Below are 25,061 nucleotides of genomic sequence, written 5' to 3' on the forward strand. Positions count from 1 at the left end.
ACGGACTACGCGTTGAGCAAGGGAGTCACCATCAGGGACGACAGCATCATCACGAGCCACAATAAAGACAGCAAGCCATGGCATCACTCTGAGATGGCAGAACTCTTCTGGCCCAAATTCCCGGTGATCCTCGAGCATCAGCACTATGGGCCATGCAAGGCCAGGGGAACCTGGCGTCCAGACAAGATAGAGGAGTCCGTGGAGGCCTATCACGCCAGCTTCATGTCGATCCATGGCTTTCCGAAAGAGTATCTCAAAGAGAATCGCAAGATGATCGATACTATCAACAAACGCATGGGCTACCGTCTGATGCCGACCAGCGTCACATGGCCTCAGACCGTGACCATCGCCACCCCGCAGGACGCCTACACCGCGTACAAGGACGTGACGCCGCACGCAAATCTCAAAGCCGGGTTCAAGGTGACTTGGTCATGGACCAACAACGGCGTCGCCCCCTGTTACCCCGGTGGTTTTCCTGCGCTGACCCTCAAGGACAGCAAGGGCGGCATCGTCTCGGTCCTGGTTGATGAGACCCTCAATCTCCGCGACCTGAAGGTCGGTCCCATTGGCAAGGCTCCGGTCAAGAAGCACGCCAGCGAGTTCATCATCGGTCTCTATGCGCCGACCACCAAACCTGGGACCTACGATGTCTACATCTCCGTTGGTAAATCAGACGGAACTCCCACAATTGCCATGCCGCTGAAGGATGGCGATGGCCAACGGCGCTACAAGATTGGCACCATCACGCTTGAGGCAGTCGAAGAAATATTGGCCACAAAAGGCACATAATTCACATAAATAGACAAACTAACATTTTCAAATATCCTGCTGGGCATTCCGTATGATGAAATAGGATCATGGAAGCAGACATAAAAATACTCACCGATACAATCAGACAAACCGCCTACGAGCTTCATCGTTACCTACGCCACGGACATCTTGAAAAAATCTATGAGAACGGGCTACGCAACAGACTCAGAAAACAGGGGCTGCAAGTAGATCAACAAATACCCCTCAAGGTTTACGACGAGGATGGCAGCTTACTGGGTGATTTCATTTCAGATCTCACTGTAGAAAACAAAATCATCATCGAACTCAGGGCCTGTAAAACACTCGCCCCAGAACACACAGCCCAGATACTAGGCTATCTCCGGGCCAGCCGCACCCAGCATGGAATGCTTATCAACTTCGGAAGCTCCAAACTCGAAATTAGCAAATACATCCTCTAATCCGCCATCATCTCCTCTGTGAATTTTGTGCCCTCTGTGGCCAACTCTTCTTTATTCAATCACCCCCCTTATCACCCCAAGACAGCCCCTCCGTGCACCCCCCCAAAAAAGCAAATTCCTAGCAATCACTGGTATTTTTGGCGGTATGAGTGATAAAAGAAAATTTGTAGATTCATCGACAGATCAATCTAAAAAACTTTACATCAAGGGAATAGCCATTTTTGGTGGTAGTGAGATCATGAACTGATTTAATCAAAGAACTATGAAAAGACTATCAATTGTAATACTATGTTTGGCTTCTCTTCCACTGCTGGGACAAGACCGCATGACGGGCAAAAATTGGGCAACACGCTCTGAGGTGCTTGCTCAAAATGGAATGGCTGCAACGAGCCATCCACTCGCTACTCAAGTGGCACTTGATATTCTTAAAAAAGGTGGCAATGCAATTGACGCTGCAATAGCTGCCAACGCAGTACTCGGTCTCGTAGAGCCAACTGGTAATGGCATTGGTGGAGATTTGTTTGCCATTATTTGGGACGCTAAAACAGAGAAACTTCATGGGTTAAATGCAAGCGGAAGATCACCTTATTCTCTTTCACTTGATTATTTTAAAAAGAACGGTTATGAAAAAATACCCTCTCATGGGCCACTTCCCGTTTCGGTGCCAGGGGCTGTTGATGGTTGGTTTGAAATGCATGACAAATTTGGAAGCCTAGCAATGCAGGAAGTTCTTCAACCTGCAATAGATTATGCAAATAATGGCTTTCCTGTTACTGAATACATAGGATGGTTGATGAAATCGGGCGGAGAGAACCTGCAACGATTTCCTGGATTCAAAGAAACATACATGCCCAATGGGAGGATGCCTCAAAAAGGAGAAATCTTTAAAAACCCGGGATTGGCGAATACATTAGACAAAATCGCCAAAGGTGGGCGTGATGCTTTTTATAAAGGAGAAATAGCCAAAACCATTGCAGACTATATGCAGCAACTTGGTGGTTTCTTAACCGAGAGAGATTTGGCGGACCATACTTCTGACTGGATAGAACCAGTTTCCGTTAACTACCGCGGCTATGACGTTTGGGAGCTTCCCCCTAGCGGTCAAGGTATTGCCGCTTTACAAATACTCACCATTCTTGAAGGCTATGACCTAAAATCAATGGGCTTCGGCAGTACTGAATATGTGCACACATTTACGGAAGCTAAAAAATTGGCCTTTGAGGATCGAGCAAAGTATTACGCAGATATGGACTTTTACGAAACTCCCGTGGAAGAATTGATCTCAGATGAGTATGCTGCCGAAAGAAGGAAATTAATTGATCAAAAAAAGGCCGGACGCTCCTACCCAGCTGGAAAACTCAAAGACGGTGATACTATTTACCTTACTGTAGCTGACAAGATGGCAATATGGTTTCCTTGATTCAAAGTAATTATAGAGGAATGGGAAGCGGTATGACACCTCCAGGCCTTGGGTTTATTTTACAGGATAGAGGCGAATTATTTTCACTTGAAGAAGGACATGCCAATGTGTTCGAACCTCATAAACGACCTTTCCATACTATCATCCCCGCCTTCATTACCAAAGACGGAATGCCATACATTAGTTTTGGACTCATGGGTGGCGCAACTCAACCTCAGGGACATGCTCAAATTGTGATCAATATGATCGATTTTGGCATGAATTTGCAAGAAGCCGGTGATGCGCCTCGAATCTTACATAGTGGATCATCTCAACCAACCGGGGGAACAATGAGCGATGGGGGAATATTGCAATTAGAGTCAGGGTTTGACTATGAAACCATAAGGGAATTAATAAAAATGGGCCATCGCATCTCGTGGAATGTTGGCAGTTATGGCGGTTATCAAGCCATCATGTGGGATGCCGTTAACAAAGTTTATTATGGCGCTTCAGAATCAAGAAAAGATGGTCAAGCCGCTGGCTATTAGTCCCATTCTTAAAAATTCACCCCCATCTTTCCCTCGCAACCACCTATTTTTTCCATGACAGCCCCTCCGTGCACCTCACCCAAAAAGCAAATTCCTAGCAGTAAATATTGGCCACAAAAGGCACATAATTCATCGTCAACAGAACACTTGCCATTTGTTCATATCTGGATAAAGGAAACGTTGTCGATAGACAGAATTAAGTTTGAAAATGGCAGAGAATATTTACCAGAAAACCATCGAAGTGGGTGCCGCAGTCATCGATCGCAATGGCCACGTCAATAATGTGGTCTACGTCGAGTGGATGCAGGAACTGGCCATTGGCCATGCCTCCACCTGGAAAGTGGATGACCTGATGGCAGAGCAGGGGACAACGTGGTTTGCCCGCAAACACGTCATCGAATACCTCCGCCCGATTCATCTAGGCGACAAGATCGAAGCCCGCACCTGGATCGCATCCGCTGAACGGGTCAAAAGCCTACGCCGCTACGAGTTCCTACGCAACGGCCAACGCGTTGCCCAAGGTGAAACGGAATGGGTCTACGTCGATGCTGAAACTGGGCGCCCCAAGAGGATACCCGAGCAAATGCACTCGCTGATTAGAACGGACGATTAGATATAAGGGAATAAAAAAAGGCAGGGTCTACTTACGACGACGCAAGATCAAGGCGAGTCCACCGAGGCCTAGTAGGGCAGTGGAGGATGGCTCGGGAACAACCCCCTTATCACCCCATGAAAACCCCTCCGAACACCTCCGAACACCTCACCCAAAAAGCAAATTCCTAGCAGTAATTTGTAGATTACATCATTGAGAACCTTGCTAAACTAGGAGCTGATACATTTTCAAAAAGAATGTTTGGTGGTTTCGGAATTTACTGCGATGAAAAGATGTTTGGTCTGGTTAGCGACAGTGAGTTATTCCTAAAAACCGACAAACATAATATTTCGAAGTTCACTGAATTAGACCTTAAACCTTTTACCTATCAACGGAAAGGCAAGCACATCGCACTTTCATATTACCAAGCGCCAGCTCTTGCGATAGAAGATCCGGACATTCTTCTTGAATGGGCTGAACTTAGCATTGCAGCGGCGAATCGTGATTCAAACAAGGCAGTTGACGACAAGAACATTAGCTAGATTCAGGTTCGACAACTCGCTGGTACTATATAGTCTCACGTCCATTTCACACTTTTGACATTCGACTACAAATGAAATTGATTATAAAATCCTGTATTCTCCTTATTCTTCTGTCTGCGATAAGCATCAAAGCAATGGGCAGCAGAGCTCGACCAAACAAACATGCCAACAAGCAAATGAATGTGGTGTTTATTCTGGCCGATGACCTCGGTTGGAGCGACACCGAGCTTTATGGTACAACTAAGCTTTATAAAACGCCCAATATATTACGCCTAGCCGAACTCGGCTGCACTTTCAGCAGAGCGTATTCTAATTCCCCGCTTTGTTCACCAACCAGAGCCAGTATTCTGACCGGCCAAACGCCTGCCCGCCATGGCAGCACTCAGCCGAAGCATCACTCAAAAAACGTCGTGATGAAGGCTGAAGTAGTGGCAGAAGTGCCGGCATCACAAAAAGCACTACCAGTCACAACGGTCACGCGTTTAGATACACAGTACCCGACACTCGGCAAAATGATGAAAACGGCAGGCTATACAACCGCTCATTTTGGCAAGTGGCATTTAGGGTCAGAACCCTTCAGTCCGCTCGAACATGGTTTTGATGTTGATATACCACACCACCCCGGGCCCGGGCCTGCCGGAAGTTATGTCGCCCCCTGGAAATTCAACAATATCAAAGCAAATTATGCCGGGGAACAGATTGAAGATCGCATGGCTGAAGAAAGCGTCAAGTGGTTAAACAGTCTACCCAAGGATAAACCATTTTACATGAACTACTGGCAATTCTCTGTTCATGCACCCTTCGGTGCGAAAGAGAAACTCATCAATCAATACCGGAAAGTCATTGACCCCAGCAGTGAGCAGAAGTCAGCAACCTATGCGGCAATGGTACATTCACTCGATGATGCTGTGGGGACTCTCTTAGACGCCATCGACAAAAAGGGAATAGCCGATAACACCGTGATCATTTTCATTTCCGACAACGGTGGAAATATACACAGTAGAATCCCAGCAGATGGAGATGCCGCGCCAACCTCCAATGCGCCACTGCGTGGCGGCAAGGCTTCAATGTGCGAGGGAGGCATTCGCGTGCCTTGCATTGTGGTTTGGCCAGGTGTTACGCAGGCAGGGAGCCGTAGCGACGAGATCATTCAAACTTCTGATTTCTACCCGACATTACTCAACGGTCTGGGAATTGCCTTGCCCGAAAATCATGCCATTGACGGGATCGACATCAAGCCCGCCCTCAAAGGCAAGAAACTTAAACGTGATGCAATATTCACCTACTTCCCCTGCTTAATCCCTGTACCTGAGTGGTTACCACCCTCAGTCTCCGTACACTCGGGAAAGTGGAAATTGATCCGCGTGTTTTTTGGCGGTGACGCAGGCCAGCATGACTACAAACTCTACGACCTGTCTCAGGATGATGCAGAACTGAATAATCTGGCTACAGCCAAACCTGAGCAAGTGAGAGCACTGGACCTGCTGATTGAAGAACATCTAGCGGACACAAAGGCCATCACTCCAAAGCCGAACCCTGACTTTGATATAAAACTTTTCGAGCCCGAAAAATTGGAATACGCCCTGCGAGCAAAATGAAGAAGAAAAAAAAAGTGGAGAACAAAAAAATCATGAAACAGATATCGACCCTCATGCACAGTTAGACACACAATATCCCCAGAAAAGACAACTCTCCTCTAGCCCAAAGGGCTTATGTAACTTAGCCCAGTGTTGGGACGAAGTTCCTACGCTGGGATAATAGACATCTACCCAGACAACTCTGTAGGAGTTGCGGACACTCTAATAGAGAGAAGCATTTGACATATTGTCTGCGCCCTAAATAGGGCACCTAAACGAAGGCTGATGGCCAAAGCGTAGACCCAACAAGCCCAATGCTTCTAGGCGTGCAATATTGACTGGTCGTTGAGGGGGGGGGGATGTTGGGGTCGAGTTGTGGGAGTGTGGGGGACAAAAAAAGCGAAGCCGAAGCTCCGCTGTTTTTAAATAGTTGGAATGCGTAAGCTTAGCTTATGCGCGTCCGAGGTAGGAGCCGTCTTCAGTGCTTACTTTCAGCACGTCACCAGGTTTGACGAAGAGTGGCACCTGTACGGTGATTCCAGTCTCAAGCACAGCTGGCTTGGTTGGGTTGTTCGCAGTGTCGCCTTTGATGCCATCTGAGGAATCGGTCACGATTAGCTCGACTGTGAGAGGCATAGTCACTGTCACTGGGTTGCCTTCGATGAAAAGAACTTCTACACTGAGTCCTTCTTTGAGGTAGTCAGTGGCATCTCCAATGAGCTCTTTGCTGAGAGTGATGGTCTCATAGGTAGTGAGGTCCATGAAGTTGTAGCCATTTGGATCTGAGTAGGAGAACTCAAGCTTCTGCTTCTCAGTCTCGATCACGTCTGCTTTATCAGAAGAAGCAAAGCGGATTGTCTTTGTCTTACCGGACTTGAATGAACGGATGGTGGCAGCGATGAGAGCGTTGCCTTTTCCTGGTGTGCGGTGGTCGAGACCTAGAACGATGCCAGTTTCGCCTTGGTACTTGATGCACTGGCCTTTTTTGAGATTAGTTGCGACTACGGATGCCATGATTGTGAAAGTGTTAAGTTTTGAGTTGGAAGTGTTATGTGAGAGAGTGCTGCTGCGCAAATCATTTAGAAAGTGAGTTGCGCGAGTAATCCTCTGATGGATAGGGATTTGGTAAAGAATCGAGCGGGGTTTGGCTAGACAATTTTTAAGCGCGCGAGGTCCTGAGAGTCGACAAGTCCGACGACTTTATTCTGAGTGTCGACGACGATGAGGTCATCAATCCGCTTCTGCTCGAAGGTTTTGACAGCTTCAGCAGCGAGAGCGTCTTGGTGGATTGTGATGGGCGTGGCATTCATAAAGTCTACGACGAGGCGTTTGCCTATGTTGTTGTCAGCCTGGAATGTGCGGGCGAAATCTCCATGGGTGAAGACGCCGCGGAGAGTGTGGCCATCATTGTCAGTGATGATAGCGGAGCCTGTGCGTGCGGCGCTCATGGCTGCGATTGCGTCGGTGACGCTTGCTGTGGTGCTGACTATGGCTATCTGGTCACCAGAGCGCATGATGTCTTTGACTGAGGTTAGAAGGGCTCTGCCGAGGGCACCACCTGGGTGGAATTTGGCGAAGTCGTTCTCAGTGAAGCCGCGCGCTTCTAGCAAGGCCATCGCTAGAGCATCGCCCATCACCAAAGCCGCGGTCGACGATGATGTCGGAGCTAAGTTGAGTGGGCAGGCTTCTTTGTGGATGGGGGTGATCAGCGCTATATCGGAGTGCTTGGCGAGGCTTGAGCGAGCACTCTTTGTAATAGAAATTATTTTGACGTCGAAGCGCTTGATGTGCGGTAGGAGGTCTAGAAGTTCTGCTGTTTCACCCGAGAATGAAAGGGCGATGATAGTGTCACCATCTGAGATGATTCCGAGGTCGCCGTGGAGGGCGTTTTGCGAATTGAGCACCACTGCTGTGGAGCCTGTAGAGTTGAGAGTGGCGGCTATTTTGTGGCCGATGTTGCCAGATTTACCGACCCCGACAACCACGATCTTGCCGCTGTTCGCTACTGAGTCAGCGAGGGCGATGACTGCCAATGCGAAGTTGTCGTCGAGATGGTCGAGTAGAGATTGGATGGCTTCGATCTCGATTTCGACGACCCGTTTTCCGCTAGCTATGAGTTCAGAGTGATTCACGATTTTTGAGGGATTATAGTTTAGGGGCATCTTTGACGCAACGGAATCCAGTGTGGTGGGTCGGTGTCAGAGGCTCATGGTAATGTCTGGCTGCTGGGCGGAAACGTAGGCAGTAAGAAAAGTGGCAAAGAAAGGAGCCGCCACGCGCGACGCGGAGGTGGCTGAGTGGGTGCATGCCAGGGGTCGGTGGTGGGCAGGTGCCGGTGCGTAGGACTTGGGTTTGCTCAGTCTCAGTGAGAGGCTTAGTCGGACCTTGCGGATTCTTTACTGGGTTGAGAATGTAATCTTCGTAATAGCGTGGATTGTAGTAATCGCTACAGATTTCCCAAACATTGCCAGCCATGTCATAGAGACCGTAATCGTTAGCTGGATAGGATTTTACCGGAGCTGATAGGTGGAAGCCATCTTCGGCGACTGAAGCATTTGGAAAGTCACCTTGGAAGCAATTAGCCATCCATTTGCCGTCGAGTTTGACATTGGGTCCCCAGTTGAACATGCGTTTTTCGTGGCCGCCACGAGAAGCTTTTTCCCACTCAGCCTCGGTGGGGAGACGCTTGCCAGCCCATTTAGCGTAAGCTGCAGCATCATGGTAGTTCACCGAGACTACAGGGTGGTCCATTTTGCCTTCTATGGTGGATCCTGGTCCTTCTGGGTGACGCCAGTTTGCTCCCTTAGTGTAGGCCCACCAGCGCCATGCGTCCTCGGTGAAACGGGGGTTGAGTGCTTCAGCTGGCTTAGTATAGACATTGGCCCCAGGCTCTAATGCTTCGGCTGGTGCTTTGGGGAAATCTTCTTGCTTGAGGCCTTCTTCGGCCATCGTGACAAAGCCTGTGGCATCTACGAATTCCGCAAACTGTTTGTTAGTGACCTCAGTGGCATCCATGAAAAATCCATCGACGGCACATTTGTGGAGCGGACGTTCTTCTAGAAAATGGTTTTCGGCCACACGCTTACGGGTCATCCGATCATTGATTCCTTCGAGAAATACCGAAAGATTACCTGGATCTTCTTCATTTCCACGCCAATAAGTTCCTCCAGGAATCCAAACCATGCCTTCCGGTGCCGCCACCGGTCCTTGTGGTAACTCTGGCTTGTTGTCAGCTCCAGCCGTGGACTTTGTCGATGAGTTGTCGCAGGAGGATAGACTGAAGGCGGCGAGGCCTGCAAAAAAGGTGATTTTGAATGGATTCATAGCTTGGTGCTTGCGCTTTGCTCGGGTCTAGACTCTGCTTTCGTTCAGAACGATGACCAAATTTAGACCATGTATTGATCTTCACAATGGCCAAGTGAAGCAAATTGTTGGCGGCACCCTATCGGATGACGGTGCAGGCTTGAAGGAAAATTTTGTGGCGGATGCCTCAGCTGCGGAGTTTGCCGAGCAATACCGTGACGATAGTCTCACCGGTGGGCATGTTATCCAGTTAGGCCCGGGCAATCGTGACGCAGCATTGGACTCGCTAGCAGCTTGGCCAAGTGGCTTACAGTTAGGTGGTGGAGTTAGCATAGAAAATGCAGCGGAGTGGATCAGCGCTGGAGCCAGTCAGGTGATCGTGACATCGTGGTTGTTTGATCAAGATGGCAATTTTAGTATCGATCGGCTTAAAGAACTTTCTCAGGAAATCGGAAAAGAGCGGCTCGTCGTTGATCTTAGTTGCCGCCGGACTGACAAAGGTTGGACGGTGGCGATGAATCGCTGGCAGACGCTGACCAATGTCGAAATCACTAAAGCCTCGCTTGATCGCATGGCGGAATATTGTTCGGAATACTTGATCCATGCAGCGGACGTCGAAGGACTCTGCGGTGGCGTGGATCTGGAATTAGTCAGCATGCTCGGTGACTGGGCTGGAATTCCGATGACTTATGCCGGTGGAGTCGGCAGCATGCAGGACGTCCTAGCAGTCGATACGCATTCCTCCGGCAAGGTCGATATCACGGTGGGCTCAGCCCTGGATATTTTTGGCGGCAGTGGTGTCAACTACCAGGAATTGGTGGCTTGGAATCAAAGAGAAAGTTAACCAGTGATATTATCTGCGGCTGTTGTCAGAGCCCAAATGTGCGGCTATCTAATGGTATTACTATGGATTTCTTAAGAAAAGAAATCTCCTCGCCAGAAAGCTATTGCTAGATCTGAGATCGTCCCTATAGACTACCCCTGTGACGGAGCAAACGATTAGCACGCCAAACAAAGATCTGAGCAAAGAACTGAGCAAAGAACACGCCCGTGATGTCTTTCGCGCAATGTTGCGAGCGCGTGTATTAGAAATCAAGCTGAGTAACCTTTACAAAGCTGGGAAAATTGTTGGTGGGGTCTACATAGGTAAAGGGCAAGAGGCTGTCTCTGCGTCTCTAGGAGCTTGTCTCACATGGAACAAAGACGTGTTTGCTCCACTGATCCGAGATCAAGCCGGTCGTACAGCCTTTGGAGAAGACCCTCTCGATGCGACTCGGACATATTTAGGCTCAGCAAAAGGACCTATGCGTGGGCGTGATGGGAACCTTCATCGCGGGCGACCAGCTGAAGGCCTGCTAGCAATGATTAGTCACCTTGGAGCTGCTGTAGCGCAAGTCGGTGGGGTTTTGTTGGCAAAACGAATCAAGGGTGAACTCGACGGCTGTGTCGGTGCTACTTGCGTTGGTGACGGAGCGACTTCTACAGGAGCATTTCACGAAGGACTCAACTTTATAGCCGTAGAGCGATTGCCGATGGTGGTGATCATAGCCGATAATCAGTTTGCCTATTCGACACCGAATGACAGGCAATATGCCTGCGACGATTTGATTGACCGAGCTAAAGGCTACGGTTTGGAAGGACACAGCGTCGATGGCACTGACATGTTGGAGTGTGCGACGGTGATCGGCAATGCGGTCGCCAAAGCCCGTAGTGGCGGCGGACCGCAGCTGATTGTAGCGAAACTCCTTAGGCTTTCAGGTCATGGAGAGCATGACGATGGCTCTTATGTGGCCACTGAACTTCAAGAAGGCAGATATGGTCGTGACTGTAATGATGTTGGTAAGCAGCAACTCATAGAGAAAGGGTGGCTGACTGAGCTGGAATATTCAAAATGGATGCTTGAATTTAATGCCGAAGCCCAAGAGGCTGTGGCTGTGGCTCAGCGAGAGGATGGACCTAACCCTTACAAGGAAGAGTGGTCGGCAATCGCCAGCCCTAGCCTCAAAGGGCTTCAATAATGATTTTTTTTAAGCATGGCTGTTACATACATTGATGCAATTCGCGACGCCCAGGAGAGAGCTCTAGCCGAGAACCCTAAAGTGTTTCTCTACGGCCAAGATATCGGTAAATTTGGTGGAGCGTTCAAGGCGACTAAAGGGCTGCAGGAACAATGGCCTGACAGGGTGATCGACGCACCTATTAGCGAAGATGCGATGATTGGTATGGCTGTCGGTGCGGCGATTGAAGGCATGCGGCCGATTATTGAAATGCAGTTTGCTGACTTTTCCTCCGTTGCATTCAACCAGATTGTCAACCAGGCCGCGACTCACTACTATCGTACGGGGATTCCTGTGCCGATTGTTGTGCGTTTGCCATCTGGCGGAACTCCAGGTTCAGGCCCATTCCATAGTCAAAGCATGGAATCTATCTACGCGCATTACCCCGGTACTGTCGTCGTGACACCGGCAACCGTGGCGGATGCTCACTCGATGCTTCTTCAGGCTGTCGATCTAGACGATCCAGTCATCTACTGTGAGCATAAATTCCTCTACCGTTGGTTGAAAAGCGATAATTTCGAAGGCGATAACCTGCCAATTGGTAAGGCCCGTATTACCCGAAGCGGAAAACATGCGACAGTGGTCACCTATAGCGCCATGGTGCATGAGGCTGTGCGCGCCGCTGAGATACTTTATAAAGAAGGAGGCTGGGAGATTGAGGTCGTTGACTTGCGCTCAGTGAAACCTCTCGATATCGACACGGTCGTGGCATCCGTTGCCAGAACTGGGCGCATTCTAGCGCTAGGGGAGGCCTTTCCTTGGGGAGGTGTGACTTCTGAGGTCGTCTCGCGCGTCTGTGCTGAAGGATTCCATTTGCTCGATGCTCCACCAATGCGTCTCAACGCTAAGGACACCCCCGTTCCTTATCACCCCAAATTGTGGGCGATGCACCGTCCTACACCTGAGTCGATCTGTGAGGCTCTGAGAAACCTCCTTGCTTACTAACCTTTTATATAAAAATCATGCCTGAAGTACCTATTGTCATGCCTCAGCTCGGCGAATCGATCGCCGAAGCAACCATCGTCAAAATTAATGTAGCGATTGGTGACGTCATAGAGGCGGAGCAAGACCTCATTGAGGTGGAGACCAACAAAGCCACCATGAGCGTTCCCACTCTTTGTGGAGGAATAATCAAAGATCTCTGTTTGGAAGAGGGAGTGAGTTATGCCGTGGGGAGTGTACTGGGCGTGATTGATGTTACTGATGAAGAAATTCAGCGAACTGGAGTGAGCACAGTCCAGCAAGATCAAGTCGAAGATCAATCACATGCGCCAGAATCCGATGGTGAGTCCGAAGATGATGAAGAAGCTAATCTCCATTTCAAAACTGAAGGAGGTGGGTACTTTGAGCCAAAGGCTGTTGAGCCCAATGTGCAGGGCTTACCTGTGCCAATGGGCAATAAGGGCGCGCATTATATTTCTCCGCGCATGCGAGCGCGCATGAATGAGCTTGGTTTGCAGGCCGCCGACATCTCCGCTGTCAACGGCAGTGGTGCAGGTGGTCGTGTGACTGTTGCTGATTTAGAGAAGTTTCTCGATTACATCAGCGCTTGGCCGTCATCGGCAGCTTCGCCAATGCGTTTGGCGGTAGCGGATGCGATGCGTCGTTCGTGGTCACGACCATTGGCTACGGTGGCGCGCCCGATCGTGATGGATGCGCTCTTAGCTCATCGCTCTGCACAGGTCCCTAAACCTGGGTTAACTCTTTATGTGCTGAGAGCTTTTGCTCTCGCTCTAGCTGAGCACCCTGAGGCGGCAGGTTATTTAATTGGTGGACGAATCGTTCACCCTCGCGCCTTCGATATTGGACTTGCCGTACAGGTAGCTGACGGAGTGATGGTGCCTGTGGTTCGCAACGTTGATACGAAGTCGGTGAAGGAATTGTCTAACGATTACGCCGAACTCGTGGAGTTAGCTCGTGGTCGCCGCCTTACCGAGGAACACACCCGAGGGGGGATTGCAACGGTTACAAACTTTGGAACATTTGGCCTGACTTGGGGTACTCCCATCCCTCTACCTAACGAGACGCTGATCCTGGGCATTAGCGCTGGAGTTAAAAAGCCAGTTTGGTCTGATCAGGTGGGAGCTTTTATTCCTGTCATGGAAGCCGAGCTTAATTTGACATTCGACCATCGAGTTATCGATGGCGGCGATGCAGGGAGAGTGCTGAACCGAGTTGCTGAATTACTTGAATCCCCTGAAAATCTTTAGTGTAAGTGGGTTGCTTTGCTGCTGCGGTGAAATGAATCATACGACTGTTACAAATTAGTTCTGTTCATTTCCTTGATTACTCTTTAACCTTCATCTAATCCAAATTTGGATGCTTCATAGTGAGCTGTGTTGTTTGGTGAAACTACGGATTTAAATTGAATGATGAAGGATGTGAAAAGCCCCAAGGGAAAAGAGCTCAGCAAACCATTGCTGAAGCGCTTGACCGATTATATGTGGGGTAAACTTCATTCTCCAATCTATGTGGAAGACATGGCCTCAAAGTCCAATATGTCGACCTTTCATTTTGCCCGAAGCTTTAAGAAGACGACTGGGCACTCACCGCATAAGTATCTTACAACGATGCGATTAGAGAAGGCAGTTTCCTTGATGGAAAACGATGACATATCATTGGCTGACGTCGCCTCAGAGAGTGGATTTTCTGACCAAGCCCACTTTACCCGAGTTTTCAAAAAAAGGATGGGCACTACCCCTGCCGCCTATAGAAAAAAGCTTAAAAAGTCTGCCTAAGCTCCTAGAGTTTAGAGCTCTTTGCTCATGGCTTCCAACCGCCTAGTCTGCTGATCGACTAAGAAAATTGAACGCTTAAAGTCGATCAATGCCCCTAGGTTTTTTGCTTCCTCGCGTGATCGAGCATCAATCTCTAAAGTCATTTTACCCATTTCGATACCGGGAATAGCCTCTACCGAAGCGGGGTTGGAGATGCGCAAGATGATTTGGCTCAGTTTCCACCAACGTTTTTTGAGTTCTACGTGTTCGATCTCTCCGTAGTCGAGGGTGATGGTTTCGACCTCTTGTTGGCCACCACGGAAGACATTACCTTTGAGTCTCCAGTCCAGCTCTACACTCTCCGCTAGAAAGCGGATTTTCCCCTCAACCTCATTTTTTCCTAAATGGTCGGTGGCGGGGATTCTAAATTGGATCGAGATGGGTTCGTTCGTAAGCATGGTTTATTCGCGATTCTTGCTATCGATGATAATGGTGACTGGGCCGTCATTGACGAGCGAAACCTGCATATCGGCACCAAATTCACCCGATTGGCAGGGGCTTCCAATGCGTTCTCCCAGTTGCTGTAGAAATGTCTGATACATTGGTTCAGCTTGTTCTGGGCGAGCGGCGCGAATGAAGGACGGTCGGTTACCTTTTTTTGTGTTGGCGTGGAGGGTGAACTGGGACACGACCAGCGCCGAGCCTTTGATGTCAGTTAACGACTTATTCATCAGTCCTTCAGAGTCTGCAAAAACACGCATTTTAGAGATTTTACCGGTAAGCCAATCGATGTCTTCAGCCGAGTCCGCAGCCTCAATCCCGAGAAGGATGAGAAAGCCATTTGTTATTTCAGCGCTGACCTTCCCCTCGATGGTCACTGATGCTGAGGAGACTCGTTGAATAACTACACGCATGTTAGTTTAAAAAGGGGTTTTCAGGAGTGAGTGAGAGAACGTGATGGAATGGAGATATTTTTTGTAATGATTCAGCCCAGAAATTCTCGTCAAGTAGGTGACTGAGTGTGGCTTGCCTGCTGTAATCGGTGACCCAAGCGTGCTTTTCTAGTTCCTCATGCAGCTGGCCAGGTGTCCATCCTGAGTGTCCAGCAAAGGCGCGTACTAGCTTGCCAGGTTGTTGCATCGCTGCGGCCGCTTGCTCGGAGGAAATCCTAGTGTGGCAGTTGAGCGAGTTATTAGTCCATTCAAAAATGGCAAAATGGAGTTGGTCGCTCTCCACTGGGCCACCGTAACTTACTGGGAGGTGAGCGAGCTTAGAGAAGGCGTCAGATGAGATCAATTGGCCAACGGATTTCCCCGTAGGATGGTTAAGGATGAGGCCAGTTGATCCTTGATCTGGAACGTGCTCGAGCATGAAAATAACGCTCCTGTTAAAGCAACCGTCGAGCAAGGATGGGTCAGCAATCAATAGATTGTTGCTGAGTTTGTGTTCGGGTACTTGGTTGTTGGGGACTTGCATCGATTACGGTGCTAAAGTAAGCGTGAAATGATGAGAGGGAAAGGGGGATTTATAGAATTATTGTGCATTCCGTTTGAATTGTAAGCTAGCCTAGTTACTTTGAATTTACTCTCGTTTAGCGAGTGTGCGTTTATGAGTAATACCGCCAACCAGATTGAACCTCCCACTGGCAGAAGAGCTGAGGTAGAATTGGGTGGTATGCTCGCGGGGCTTTCGCTGAGGAAGCAAATTATATCGCTAGCACTCTGGCCATTCCTGCAGAACATCATGGGAACGATGGTGAGCTTTGTAGACCGTATAATCGCAGGGAACACCATGGGCGCAGAGGCTCAGAGTGCCGTCTTTGATGCGATGGGCTTAGCAATGTATGTCGCGTGGTTGATGATGATTTTACAGGGAGCTATTGCTACAGGCGCTCAAGCTTTGGTCTCCAGGGCATTTGGCGCTCGCGATCTTCCTTTGACGGAGAGAGCAACTGGCCAATCGATAATGTTAGGTACGATAGGAGGAGCGCTGTCAGGGGTCATGATTTGGAGTCTGGCTCCAATTCTCACGCATTTTTTTGGTCTAGAAGGGATGGCGGCTGAGTATGCTCTCCAATACCTTCGGATCATCGCCTACTCGGCTCCCTTGAGCGGCGTTTTATTTGTTTGTAATGCTTGCATGCGAGCTGGTGGCGATACCAAAACGCCTTTTGCTGCGATGACTGTTGTGAATATAGTCAATGTTTTGCTGAGCGTCTGGTTTATGAGCTCGGTGATGCCACCAGAAAAAATGGGTATCACTGGACTGGCCTGGGGAACTTTTGGTGGTTGGGCAGTTGGTGTGATTATGATTCTGCGCGCTATGCGGCCGAGTAAAAGAAGCCAGCCAGTTGTCGAGTTGAAGCCAGCATTGCTCCGTTGGGATTGGAGTGTTGGAAGGCGAATTGTCCGCGTTGGGCTACCTCAGTTGATAGAGATTATGGGAATGTGGTCGATTCATGCCTTTGGCGTGTGGATGGTGGCCAATAGACTGAAGACTGAAGGAGCCTTGGGTGCGCATGGAATGGTGGTTCAGATAGAGTCAATAAGCTTTATGCCGGGTTTTGCGCTGGGAATGGCAGCTTCGACATTGGCGGGACAATATCTAGGAGCTCAGTCGAAGGTGGGAGCCGCGCACGCTGTTCGAATGTGTTGGTACGTGGCGATGGTTGTCATGGGTGCAATAGGTCTTTGCCTCGTAGTATTTGCCCCAGATCTAGTGAGAGTGATGAGCCCAAATGGCGGGGAGCAAGCTGAGATGGCTGTGGAAGTTCTGCGCTATGTTGGCTGGGTACAGCCCTTCTTTGCGACGGCGATGGTGATGAAAATGTCCATGAGAGGAGCAGGAGCCACTGTGTCGGTTATGTTCTTCTCTTTTGGAATTATGCTCATATTCCGAGTTGGCTTGTTAGCTATGAGCTTCCAGTTTTTTGGCGACCAGATGACGCTCACTAAGGTTTGGCTAGTGATGATGCTCGATCTTATCGTACAAGCCATAGTTTTTGCCGTACTCCATTTCCGAGGGAAGTGGTTGGATGCCGAAGTGTAGCACAGATCTACTCCACTTGCTTGGTGTAGCGAGCTCTATAAAGCATCTTTTGGCCGTCTTCTAGGTGACTGTAATTACTGAACCAGACTCCACTGTCACTTCCGGCTTGGAGGAAAAAAGTGTGCGAACTTTTGTGTTGAGTACCAGGGTCGATCATCCGGAGCTCGACATTCACTCCATCGTTGTTGATGATCTTTACTGAGATGGCCGAAATTTGGTCGGCAAACCAGATGGAGTTACCGTCGAAAGTGAATTGTGTCTGATTGATATGTAAGCTAGAAAAGTAGCCTTTTGATTCGTAGTCGAGATTTTCCTGGCTGTCGAGCCATGCTTTGGACGCCACGCGGTCGATCTTGAATGTTCCAATGATTTGGTCGGGGAGGCCGTTTGCGTGAAGCTTTGTGCCGGTTATTTGAGGCGTGGCAGACATTGTTTTCACGTCGGGATTCATATACTCAACCAACAATGTGATTCCGAAGTAGGAAAATAAGACGAGAGAGAGAATGATGTAAACGCGTGTCATGATAGTCTGGTGCTAGAAGCTTACTGCAAAATAAATGCCACCATAGAGGCTGTCGCCTCCAGTGTCATCATTGTCGAGCAGTACCGAAGTTCCTACATAGGGACTGATCGATACGCTTTGGTTGATGTTGTACGTGTAGCTAAGCTTGGCGAAAACATCGTCGAGGCCATCTCTGGAGTAGTATTTGTCGACAGCACTGATGCCGGCAGAGAGATTCAAATACGAGTCGTCGTTGAGTCGGTGGTAGTAACTGCCTCCCAGATCTGCGTACCAGCCCTCAGCTCCAGTATCGTAGGCAATCCTTCCCGAGAAGTCGATAAGCTGATTGAGGTGGTAGATCGCGGCAGCCTCAATGTTGAGGCCATCTTCAAAAAAGGTGTTGCTGTAGGATCGATAGGTTCCCGAAAAGGAATAAGTCATCGCGCCGATGTCCTTAAGTAGGTCGGCCCGTAAGCCTCCTTCTGTAAAGTCTCCATCACCAATTTCTGAGCCGAACCAAGCAGTTGAGTTGAGTGAGGTCGTGTCGTTAAATGCGTATTGAGCTCCGAGCTGGAGGTCAATGGTGTCTTTAGCTAGAATGAAACCTCGGTAGCTATATTCGCTGCGGTATTGAGCGACAGCTTCGATCCCATAGGGAATGTCATCAACTGCGCTCGCTGCACCTGGGTTCGCTGCAGAAAGAGGAAGGAGTCCCGCTAGACTGAGAGTGGTGAATGAAACTTTTAGTTTCGGTGGCATGGGAATGTTGATAGTGGTGATTGAGTTAGAGGGCACGATAGAACTAACAAATTTCAGTGAGTCGTGTCAATTGGCATGTAGGCTATCGTTGGTAGCGGTCAAATGAAGCTTTGATTTTATCGAGACCTTCGAGAACGCGGGCGTGTGGGCAGCCGTAATTGAAACGGAAGTGATCTGGTGCTCCAAAGGCAGCTCCGTCATTGACCCAGACTTGAGCGTCTTTTTCAAGATATTGAGCAGGATTCTTCATGCCGGCACTACGCGTGTCGATGAGCGCCAAATAGGTGGCTTCAATGTCGGGGATGCTGCAGCCAGAGAGCTCACTTCGGACAAACTGAGTGATTGTGTCACGATTCTTGCTGAGGTAGCTGAGGAGCTCTTGGCGCCATGGTTCACCGTGTTTGTAGGCTGCTTCCGCTGCGTAAAATGCGAGGCAATTGATCTCGCTGAGGGTGTGGCCACGTGTCGCGCAGAATGTCTTGCGGATGGAAGGGTTCTCAATGACCGCAAAAGCATACCCCATGCCCGCAATGTTATACGTCTTACTTGGTGCCTGGAGGACGATGAGCTTTTGGCGCAATTTTTCTGGCAGATTTAACGCAGAGAAAAAGGCTTGGTCGGACTCGTTGAAGACTAAGTCGCAGTGGATTTCATCTGAAACGAGCACCAGTTGGTGGCGGTCGCAAAATTCAGCCACTTTGATGACTTCTTCTTTTGTGAAGTTTCGCCCGAGCGGGTTCTGTGGGTTACAGAGAATGTAGATCTTGGTTTTCGTAGAAACTTGCTTTTCCATTTCTTCGAAGTCAAAAGTCCACCGACCTTCTTGATAGATATGTGGAATGGCAAGGGTATCAATTCTCGCGTCTTTTCCAACATGCAGGAATGGGTAGTAGACCGGCGTGCAAGTCATCAAGTTGTCACCAGCCTCGGTGAATCCTCTCGCCGCGAGCGAGAGAGCCGGGACCAGCCCGCCTAGATGCACCAATGTTTTTTCTGAGACTGCTGGCGCCGTGGCGGTTTTGGAGATAGTCTAGCACTGCTTCTGTTATTCCTTCATGAGCCTGAGCGTAGCCTAAGATACCATGGGATAGGCGTTGTTGGACTGCGTCTAAAATGCTGGGTGGTGACATGAAATCCATATCGGCAACCCAAAATGGATCGAGCTCGGGGCGGCGGTCCCACTTGATAGAGCCAGTTCCGCGGCGGGTAATAATTGTGTCAAATTGCATGCTCGGATAGTGTGGCCGATTTGAAATTAGTCAACACTACGAAGATTGATCCCAGCTAGAGGCGTGAGGTGGTTTCTAACCGCTAAATACGTGAAAAATCACGAAAGTTTTTTAAATGAAAGCACAGGCAAAGCCCGTGTGTGATTACGTTTCATAGCACTGGCAACCATACCTGAAATTAGTGTCATTCGTGGTAGAAATCGTTCCATCGTCCCCGCCTTTTAGCGTGTTTCGAGTTTTTCGCGGTAGAATTCCTGGTCAGAGGTGGGAGAAACGTAAAAGCCTCGACAAAAGTCGAGGCTGAAAGTGCCAAGGGACTGCGGCAATCACAGACAAGCTGCCTTTGCTTCGATTAAGATCTGGAGGATTCACCTGCTATGACTCCACAGCCCTTGACGAGGGAGGATGTACGGCTGGGCTTGTAGAATTGCAAGAACGATTTCTGTCCGCGGCTTTTTTCCCTTTCCTTCAACTGCCGACATCGCTTTAGTGATGTGGTGGCTGAGAAAGAAATATTTGTCGAAGTGCGTAATTTGCATAAAAGTTTTGGCACCCAAAAAGTACTCCAGGGTCTATCGGCTAAAGTCTATAAGGGTGAGACCCTAGTCCTTCTGGGTGGCTCAGGCGGTGGAAAGTCTGTGCTGATGAAGCATTTCATTGGTTTGCTCTCTCCAGATGAGGGCGAGGTTTTTGTCGAAGGTGAGGATATTACTGAGATGAATGAGAGAGAACTCAGTAAAGTGCGACGTATGATGGGTATGATGTTTCAGAATAGCGCCCTTTTTGACTCCATGACAGTGGGGCAGAACATTGCTTTCCCCCTACGAATGGGAGGGGAGAAGGATGAGAATAGAATCACCAAGCTAGTCAGAGAATCGCTCGAAATTGTTCGTTTGTCTGGGCAAGAGGAAAAGATGCCATCAGATCTCTCAGGCGGAATGCGCAAGCGCGTGGCTCTGGCCAGAGCGATTGTTGACCGCCCAGCCTGCGTTCTTTTTGACGAACCTCATGCTGGACTGGACCCTATCACAGCCGACTCTATCGACCATTTGGTGAAAGACCTCCAGCGCGACCATCAGATGACCAATGTCATTGTAACGCACGAGATGCGCAGTGTGTTCCGCATTGCAGACCGTGTACTCTTTCTTAAGGAAGGAATAGTCTACTGGGAGGGAACTCCACTAGAACTCCAAGAATCAACAGATCCGGAGCTCAAAAACTTTATCGAGGGAAGCTCTGGAGAGAGCTGGGAAAACTAATGTTAACGAAACTATCTATCATAGCTGTGCTGACTGGAGTTTTAGGCTCAGCCAGTAGCCTTTGGGCCACTCTTGACTACGAGCTTCAGCCTTTAGAGTACTCCAAATCCAAGGATGACAACGGCGTTACAGCCTTGCAAAAAACTCTGAACCTAAAATAGCAGCCCGCCACAGAGACTCTGCGGCAGATACTGCAGGCTTTGAAGGTGCCAGAGTCCTCTCAAATGCTGGTTTTTTCTAAAACCAGCGAGCAAAACAATCTGATTTCTCCCAATAATCAAAGGGCAGTCTATTTCTCAGAAAACTACTATGTCGGCTATGTGCCTGGCGGCCTTATCGAGCTAGTCGCGGCCGACGACCCATCTGGCGTGATGTTTTACACCTTTGACCCACGCGCTCCCGAAAAGCAAAAAGCATTCAAGCGCAACAACACCTGCCTGCGTTGCCATGCATCTGGCAATACGCGCGATATTCCTGGGCTGCTTGTGCGCTCAGTGCATGCCGATCAAGACGGTCAGCTGGCTTTGGCGTGGGGAACGCACCTAACAGTGCCGTCGAGCCCCATTCAAGAACGCTGGGGTGGTTGGTATGTTAGCGGAACCCACGGAGACCTCCCGCATATGGGAAATAAAATTACCAAGAAGTTAGAGGATGGTGAGTACCGCTACAATGCCAGCCATGGCCAAAACGTAGAAGACCTCTCGGATTACATAAATACTTCCGCTTATCTTGCCAACACCAGCGACATCGTCGCTCTGATGGTGATGGAGCATCAGATTCACATGCATAATGCCTTCTACGCCGCACGTGTACAGTACCAGCGCTCGGAGTTTCTCCATCAGGCATTGCATCCAGGGTCAGATTCAGAACACAGCACTCAAATGCAAAAGCTCATCACGAGGCGAAGTGACGAGATTTTAGCGGGCTTGCTCTTTAGTGATCATGCTGCGTTGCCAGTCGATGGCGTCGATGGCTCTGCTGCTTTTCAGAAGGATTTCCTTGCCGCTGCTAAGTCGAGTAAAGAGGGATGGTCGTTACGCGACTTTAGGTTACAAAAACGGCTTTTTAAATACCGTTGCAGCTACACCATCCACAGTAAGGCGTTTAGTCTTTTTCCCGCTCCTATTAAGAGACGAGTTCTAGTGAACCTTCGGCGGCACCTTACCAGCGCTCCTATCCCAGGGGAGCCTGCATTGAGTGCTCGCGAGCGCACTCGTATCCATGCTATTCTCACTGAAACTCTCAAAGGCTATTGAATCTGTATAAATCAATCCTTGCATGTCCTAGGATGTGAGAGAAAATACGCATCATGGCCTTTAAGGAAAAACGCGCAGAGACACTCGTTGGCATCTTCGTGCTGTTAGGCTTCGTGGCTCTTGGCGCTTTGGTTGTGCAGTTTGGTCGAATAGGAGAAAATAAAGGTGAGACCTACCATGTGGAAGTGGAATTTAAGGACGCCTCAGGTCTCATCAAGGGAAGTGAAGTGCGTATGGGTGGAGCTAAAATTGGACGCGTGCTCTTCACCCCGAAATTGACGGATAAGCTCACCGTCATGGTCGAGCTAAGTCTTGATGACCGAGTTAAAATTTATAGCGATTCTGAATTTTTGATTCAGTCAGTCTCGTTGTTAGGAGACAAAATGATTGTGGTTGTCCCGCCAGAAGTGCGCGAGCTTGGAGCATTTCTTGAGGACGGCGCGAAGGTGACTGGCGGCGGCGCTAGTGGCCTAGATGCTCTCCAGTCGGATGCTGAGTCGGTGGCACGTGATGCTCGTAAATTGATGAAAAACGCACGGACTGTTTTGTTGAAGTTTGATGCTGCTCTCGATGATATTCGTGCCGTTTCTGGCCGATTAGGTGACACCCTTGAGAAGGTGAATAACGGTGTGTTAGGGGAAGATAATTTAGAGAACTTCAAAAAATCAATCGCCAACCTCGAGGCTGCAACCACCAGCTTTAAGGACATTGGTGAGGGGCTAGAGCCTACAATTGATGAGGTGCGCGAGGCGATTGTCAGCGTGAAAAATGCGGCTGATTCGGCTGAACAGACCTTTGATGTGGTGACGGAAGAAGTGAAGGAGTTCGGGCCTGCTATTAAAGAACTCCCCGCGACCATCGCGGAATTCCGAAATGCTGCTACCAAGATCAGCAAATTCGTCGACTCTGCCGATACTATTCTCAACGGTCTCGGAGATGGTGACGGATTGTTAGGTACTTTGGTTGGCGACGAAGAAGTCAGTGATGACACCAAAATATTTATCAAAAACCTTAAGCGCCATGGCGTACTCGGTTATAAGGACGACTCGACTTACGACGAGCGAGATCCCAAGACTAGCCGCTACCGCGGAATGCGGAGGTAGTTGGTTTACAGGCAATGATTGAAAGATCTACGCGATGGCTTGCGTTTATTTTTCAGAATACTATTCTGCCATTCATATGGTCAAACCACTTCTTACTTCTAGCCTGCTGGGCCTAGCCATCTTTAGCTCAGTTCAAGCGCATGAAGGTCACGAGCACCCACCTAAAGCCAAAGGGATGACTGAAGTCGTCCGCACTGGCAATGGAACCTTTACCTACGAGAACGTCCTCGATTGGGGGAAACTCCCTGAAGACGCAAAACTCGGCCCTACCCACGGAGGTGTAGCTGTCGACAAGCAAGGGCTCATCTATGTCAGTACCAACGGCGAAAAGTCGATCTGCGTGTTCAAACCAGATGGAACCTTCGTCAAAGCCCTTGCTCTAAAAGCGCGAGGCATCCACGGACTACAAATAGTATCTGAGGGAGATAAAGAATATCTCTACGGTGCTCAGCTCGGCGGTAAACGCGACAGTAAGGAGAATCTGCGTGCTCTGAAAATCGATCTCGATGGCAATATCGTGATGGAAATCCCCAATAAAAATACAGGTGAAATCCCAGGTGGCGTCAAAGGCATCACTGGCATCGCAGTCGCTGCCGATGGCTCGATCTTCGTCAGCATGGGCTACGGGTCTAACCTCATTCACAAATTTGATAAAGTGGGTAAATTGCTCAAAACTTTTGGTGGCCGCGGTGACGAGTTAAAAAAATTCAAAACCTGCCACGGACTGGGAATCGACACCCGCTTTGGTGAGCCACGCCTGCTCGTTTGCGATCGTGCGAAGCGCCGCCTTGTTCACCTCGACCTCGATGGAAACTGGATCGGCGTGCATGCCTCTAACCTCCGTCTCCCTTGTGCAGTTTCATTCCACGGTGACCACGTCGCTGTCGCCGAACTTCAAGCTCGAGTCGTTATTATCGACAAAACCGGCACACCCGTTTCCTTTGTTGGAGACAACCCGAACAAGAAGCAATGGGCTAACTTCAAAGTGGCGAATGAAGATCAAAACCCAGGCATCTTCTCTGCTCCTCACGGACTCAGCTTCGACGCTACGGGTAACCTCTACGTCCAAGACTGGAATGCCACCGGCCGTGTTTCAAAACTCACTCTAGTTAAGTAAGTTAATTCCAGCGAAGGCTGGAAGATCGCTTATCTCTGTGGTAGCATGGCAGCAATGCCTAGCTACCATCCAGATCTCCAAACATTTCTCATTCCCTTGGCGGAACGGGAAATGACCTTGCGCAATGCCTTAGCGCAGTTGGACGCTATCGGCAATAATGCCTCAGAAGTCCCTTGGATTGTCCAGATGATGGAGAATCCAGGGTTCTCCTTTCCTCCTTTTAGTATGTTTAAAGGGCGAGTGAGCCTCTTCCAACACGACTGCATCCACCTCTTGTTAGGGCGGGGTACCACTTTGATCGACGAAGCATTCACCATCGGTTTCACCATGGGCTCTTCTCACGCCATGAGCACGACCGCCTCCAAGCTCTTCGGCTACGTCGCCGGCCATTGGTATCCTAAAGCCTATCGTTTTCCACAGCACGCTCACAAGGTCTATGCCGATGCTGTCCATCTCGGGATGATCTCTCAGTGCCTCCTATTAGAAGAACTCGACTACCGGCCGTACCTCGACTGCCCACTCGGTGAGTTGCGAGAGGAGCTGGGAATCGAGGTGAAATTGCTAGAAAGCTACTACCAGATCGAAGCTCGCCGTAACCCAAAGATCGAGGCTAGCCAGCGCCTCTGCGCGTAGAGATCTGCTCTTCGATCAATAAATTGTCTCGGAGCACTATTTTTCAAACCCCCAAGAAAACAACATTCGTTTTTTTGGGGGCTACCTAGAAGCAAGTGCTTCTGGGACTTTTTCGTTTTTGGAGTGACTCGCTAGCCCCACGGGCTTACGGAACTCAGCCTCATGTTGCCTTCGCTGTAGGCTACCTGGGG

Annotated in this window: 27 protein-coding genes and 2 pseudogenes; 18 read left to right on the forward strand and 11 right to left on the reverse strand. The window is 49.4% G+C overall.

Annotated features, from left to right (window positions below; all coding sequences use genetic code 11):
* The 4 genes and pseudogenes from BSZ32_RS09990 to BSZ32_RS10005 all read left to right on the forward strand — a co-directional run.
* The coding region (locus BSZ32_RS09990; protein ID WP_165788769.1) for a hypothetical protein at positions 1 to 789 on the forward strand (789 nt) is incomplete at its 5' end.
* A gap of 68 nt (positions 790 to 857) precedes the next feature.
* The gene (locus BSZ32_RS09995; protein ID WP_105043282.1) at positions 858 to 1,229 is read left to right on the forward strand and encodes a GxxExxY protein; all 372 of its coding nucleotides are present in this window, start codon (positions 858 to 860) and stop codon (positions 1,227 to 1,229) included.
* A gap of 262 nt (positions 1,230 to 1,491) precedes the next feature.
* Positions 1,492 to 3,176: pseudogene (gene ggt / locus BSZ32_RS19780) on the forward strand (gamma-glutamyltransferase).
* 208 nt (positions 3,177 to 3,384) lie between these two features.
* Positions 3,385 to 3,789: an acyl-CoA thioesterase gene (locus BSZ32_RS10005; RefSeq protein WP_105043283.1), complete on the forward strand. Its 405-nt coding sequence runs from the start codon at positions 3,385 to 3,387 to the stop codon at positions 3,787 to 3,789.
* 27 nt (positions 3,790 to 3,816) lie between these two features.
* Here the strand turns inward: BSZ32_RS10005 and BSZ32_RS20590 are convergent.
* Positions 3,817 to 3,882, reverse strand: a pseudogene (locus BSZ32_RS20590) (PEP-CTERM sorting domain-containing protein); the annotation flags it as partial.
* A gap of 98 nt (positions 3,883 to 3,980) precedes the next feature.
* On the opposite strand from BSZ32_RS20590, the gene BSZ32_RS10015 reads away from it, so the two are divergent.
* Positions 3,981 to 4,310 (forward strand): TfoX/Sxy family protein, encoded by a 330-nt coding sequence (locus tag BSZ32_RS10015; protein ID WP_276308462.1) that lies wholly within the window; start codon positions 3,981 to 3,983, stop codon positions 4,308 to 4,310.
* A gap of 71 nt (positions 4,311 to 4,381) precedes the next feature.
* A complete protein-coding gene (locus BSZ32_RS10020) occupies positions 4,382 to 5,908 on the forward strand; it encodes a sulfatase (protein WP_105043285.1) in 1,527 nt (508 codons plus the stop codon).
* 429 nt (positions 5,909 to 6,337) lie between these two features.
* Here BSZ32_RS10020 and efp read toward each other — a convergent pair whose 3' ends face one another.
* From efp to BSZ32_RS10035, 3 genes are all read right to left on the reverse strand, one after another.
* Positions 6,338 to 6,901, reverse strand: a complete 564-nt coding sequence (gene efp, locus BSZ32_RS10025) for an elongation factor P (protein ID WP_105043286.1) — start codon at positions 6,899 to 6,901, stop codon at positions 6,338 to 6,340.
* Between the two features lie 134 nt (positions 6,902 to 7,035).
* A complete protein-coding gene (locus BSZ32_RS10030) occupies positions 7,036 to 8,019 on the reverse strand; it encodes a KpsF/GutQ family sugar-phosphate isomerase (RefSeq protein WP_240610609.1) in 984 nt (327 codons plus the stop codon).
* Between the two features lie 13 nt (positions 8,020 to 8,032).
* The gene (locus tag BSZ32_RS10035; protein ID WP_105043288.1) at positions 8,033 to 9,211 is read right to left on the reverse strand and encodes a formylglycine-generating enzyme family protein; all 1,179 of its coding nucleotides are present in this window, start codon (positions 9,209 to 9,211) and stop codon (positions 8,033 to 8,035) included.
* A gap of 52 nt (positions 9,212 to 9,263) precedes the next feature.
* Here BSZ32_RS10035 and hisA point away from each other — a divergent pair, with 52 nt between their 5' ends.
* The 5 genes from hisA (at position 9,264) to BSZ32_RS10060 (ending at position 13,985) form a co-directional block, all read left to right on the forward strand.
* The gene (gene hisA / locus BSZ32_RS10040; RefSeq protein WP_105043289.1) at positions 9,264 to 10,034 is read left to right on the forward strand and encodes a phosphoribosylformimino-5-aminoimidazole carboxamide ribotide isomerase; all 771 of its coding nucleotides are present in this window, start codon (positions 9,264 to 9,266) and stop codon (positions 10,032 to 10,034) included.
* 139 nt (positions 10,035 to 10,173) lie between these two features.
* Positions 10,174 to 11,208 (forward strand): thiamine pyrophosphate-dependent dehydrogenase E1 component subunit alpha, encoded by a 1,035-nt coding sequence (locus BSZ32_RS10045; protein ID WP_240610610.1) that lies wholly within the window; start codon positions 10,174 to 10,176, stop codon positions 11,206 to 11,208.
* A gap of 15 nt (positions 11,209 to 11,223) precedes the next feature.
* Complete coding sequence (locus BSZ32_RS10050; RefSeq protein WP_105043290.1) at positions 11,224 to 12,192, forward strand: alpha-ketoacid dehydrogenase subunit beta; 969 nt, start codon at positions 11,224 to 11,226, stop codon at positions 12,190 to 12,192.
* A gap of 17 nt (positions 12,193 to 12,209) precedes the next feature.
* Complete coding sequence (locus BSZ32_RS10055; RefSeq protein ID WP_240610611.1) at positions 12,210 to 13,457, forward strand: dihydrolipoamide acetyltransferase family protein; 1,248 nt, start codon at positions 12,210 to 12,212, stop codon at positions 13,455 to 13,457.
* A 171-nt stretch (positions 13,458 to 13,628) separates the two neighbouring features.
* Positions 13,629 to 13,985, forward strand: a complete 357-nt coding sequence (locus tag BSZ32_RS10060) for a helix-turn-helix domain-containing protein (protein WP_165788770.1) — start codon at positions 13,629 to 13,631, stop codon at positions 13,983 to 13,985.
* A gap of 11 nt (positions 13,986 to 13,996) precedes the next feature.
* Here BSZ32_RS10060 and BSZ32_RS10065 read toward each other — a convergent pair whose 3' ends face one another.
* From BSZ32_RS10065 to BSZ32_RS10075, 3 genes are read right to left on the reverse strand one after another with little or no spacing between them, the layout of a single operon-like run.
* Positions 13,997 to 14,422, reverse strand: a complete 426-nt coding sequence (locus BSZ32_RS10065; protein ID WP_105043292.1) for a hypothetical protein — start codon at positions 14,420 to 14,422, stop codon at positions 13,997 to 13,999.
* Positions 14,423 to 14,425: 3 nt separating this feature from the next.
* A complete protein-coding gene (dtd, locus tag BSZ32_RS10070) occupies positions 14,426 to 14,878 on the reverse strand; it encodes a D-aminoacyl-tRNA deacylase (RefSeq protein WP_105043293.1) in 453 nt (150 codons plus the stop codon).
* Position 14,879: 1 nt separating this feature from the next.
* Positions 14,880 to 15,440: a YqgE/AlgH family protein gene (locus BSZ32_RS10075; RefSeq protein WP_105043294.1), complete on the reverse strand. Its 561-nt coding sequence runs from the start codon at positions 15,438 to 15,440 to the stop codon at positions 14,880 to 14,882.
* 132 nt (positions 15,441 to 15,572) lie between these two features.
* On the opposite strand from BSZ32_RS10075, the gene BSZ32_RS10080 reads away from it, so the two are divergent.
* Positions 15,573 to 17,012, forward strand: coding sequence for an MATE family efflux transporter (locus BSZ32_RS10080; protein WP_105043295.1), 1,440 nt, complete (start codon positions 15,573 to 15,575; stop codon positions 17,010 to 17,012).
* A gap of 7 nt (positions 17,013 to 17,019) precedes the next feature.
* On the opposite strand, the gene BSZ32_RS10085 is transcribed toward BSZ32_RS10080, so the two are convergent.
* From BSZ32_RS10085 to BSZ32_RS18395, 4 genes are all read right to left on the reverse strand, one after another.
* Positions 17,020 to 17,535 (reverse strand): hypothetical protein, encoded by a 516-nt coding sequence (locus tag BSZ32_RS10085; RefSeq protein ID WP_105043296.1) that lies wholly within the window; start codon positions 17,533 to 17,535, stop codon positions 17,020 to 17,022.
* 12 nt (positions 17,536 to 17,547) lie between these two features.
* Positions 17,548 to 18,273, reverse strand: coding sequence for a hypothetical protein (locus BSZ32_RS10090; RefSeq protein ID WP_105043297.1), 726 nt, complete (start codon positions 18,271 to 18,273; stop codon positions 17,548 to 17,550).
* Positions 18,274 to 18,355: 82 nt separating this feature from the next.
* Positions 18,356 to 19,255, reverse strand: a complete 900-nt coding sequence (locus tag BSZ32_RS10095) for a MalY/PatB family protein (protein WP_240610711.1) — start codon at positions 19,253 to 19,255, stop codon at positions 18,356 to 18,358.
* Complete coding sequence (locus BSZ32_RS18395; RefSeq protein ID WP_129589705.1) at positions 19,191 to 19,502, reverse strand: hypothetical protein; 312 nt, start codon at positions 19,500 to 19,502, stop codon at positions 19,191 to 19,193. The genes BSZ32_RS10095 and BSZ32_RS18395 overlap by 65 nt, the downstream gene beginning before the upstream one ends.
* Before the next feature lie 497 nt (positions 19,503 to 19,999).
* On the opposite strand from BSZ32_RS18395, the gene BSZ32_RS10100 reads away from it, so the two are divergent.
* The 6 genes from BSZ32_RS10100 (at position 20,000) to BSZ32_RS10120 (ending at position 24,870) form a co-directional block, all read left to right on the forward strand.
* Positions 20,000 to 20,761, forward strand: coding sequence for an ABC transporter ATP-binding protein (locus BSZ32_RS10100; protein WP_105044828.1), 762 nt, complete (start codon positions 20,000 to 20,002; stop codon positions 20,759 to 20,761).
* On the forward strand, positions 20,761 to 20,922 hold the full coding sequence (locus tag BSZ32_RS18855) for a hypothetical protein (RefSeq protein ID WP_165788772.1): 162 nt from the start codon (positions 20,761 to 20,763) through the stop codon (positions 20,920 to 20,922). Before BSZ32_RS10100 ends, BSZ32_RS18855 begins: the two co-directional genes overlap by 1 nt.
* 63 nt (positions 20,923 to 20,985) lie before the next feature.
* Complete coding sequence (locus tag BSZ32_RS10105) at positions 20,986 to 22,017, forward strand: hypothetical protein (RefSeq protein WP_105043299.1); 1,032 nt, start codon at positions 20,986 to 20,988, stop codon at positions 22,015 to 22,017.
* A 53-nt stretch (positions 22,018 to 22,070) separates the two neighbouring features.
* Positions 22,071 to 23,120, forward strand: a complete 1,050-nt coding sequence (locus BSZ32_RS10110; protein ID WP_105043300.1) for an MlaD family protein — start codon at positions 22,071 to 22,073, stop codon at positions 23,118 to 23,120.
* A 34-nt stretch (positions 23,121 to 23,154) separates the two neighbouring features.
* On the forward strand, positions 23,155 to 24,237 hold the full coding sequence (locus BSZ32_RS10115) for an NHL repeat-containing protein (protein WP_105043301.1): 1,083 nt from the start codon (positions 23,155 to 23,157) through the stop codon (positions 24,235 to 24,237).
* A 45-nt stretch (positions 24,238 to 24,282) separates the two neighbouring features.
* Positions 24,283 to 24,870 (forward strand): hypothetical protein, encoded by a 588-nt coding sequence (locus BSZ32_RS10120; protein ID WP_206018810.1) that lies wholly within the window; start codon positions 24,283 to 24,285, stop codon positions 24,868 to 24,870.
* Positions 24,871 to 25,061 lie beyond the last annotated feature (191 nt).

This window comes from Rubritalea profundi, assembly GCF_002954445.1.
GTDB lineage: Bacteria > Verrucomicrobiota > Verrucomicrobiia > Verrucomicrobiales > Akkermansiaceae > Rubritalea > Rubritalea profundi.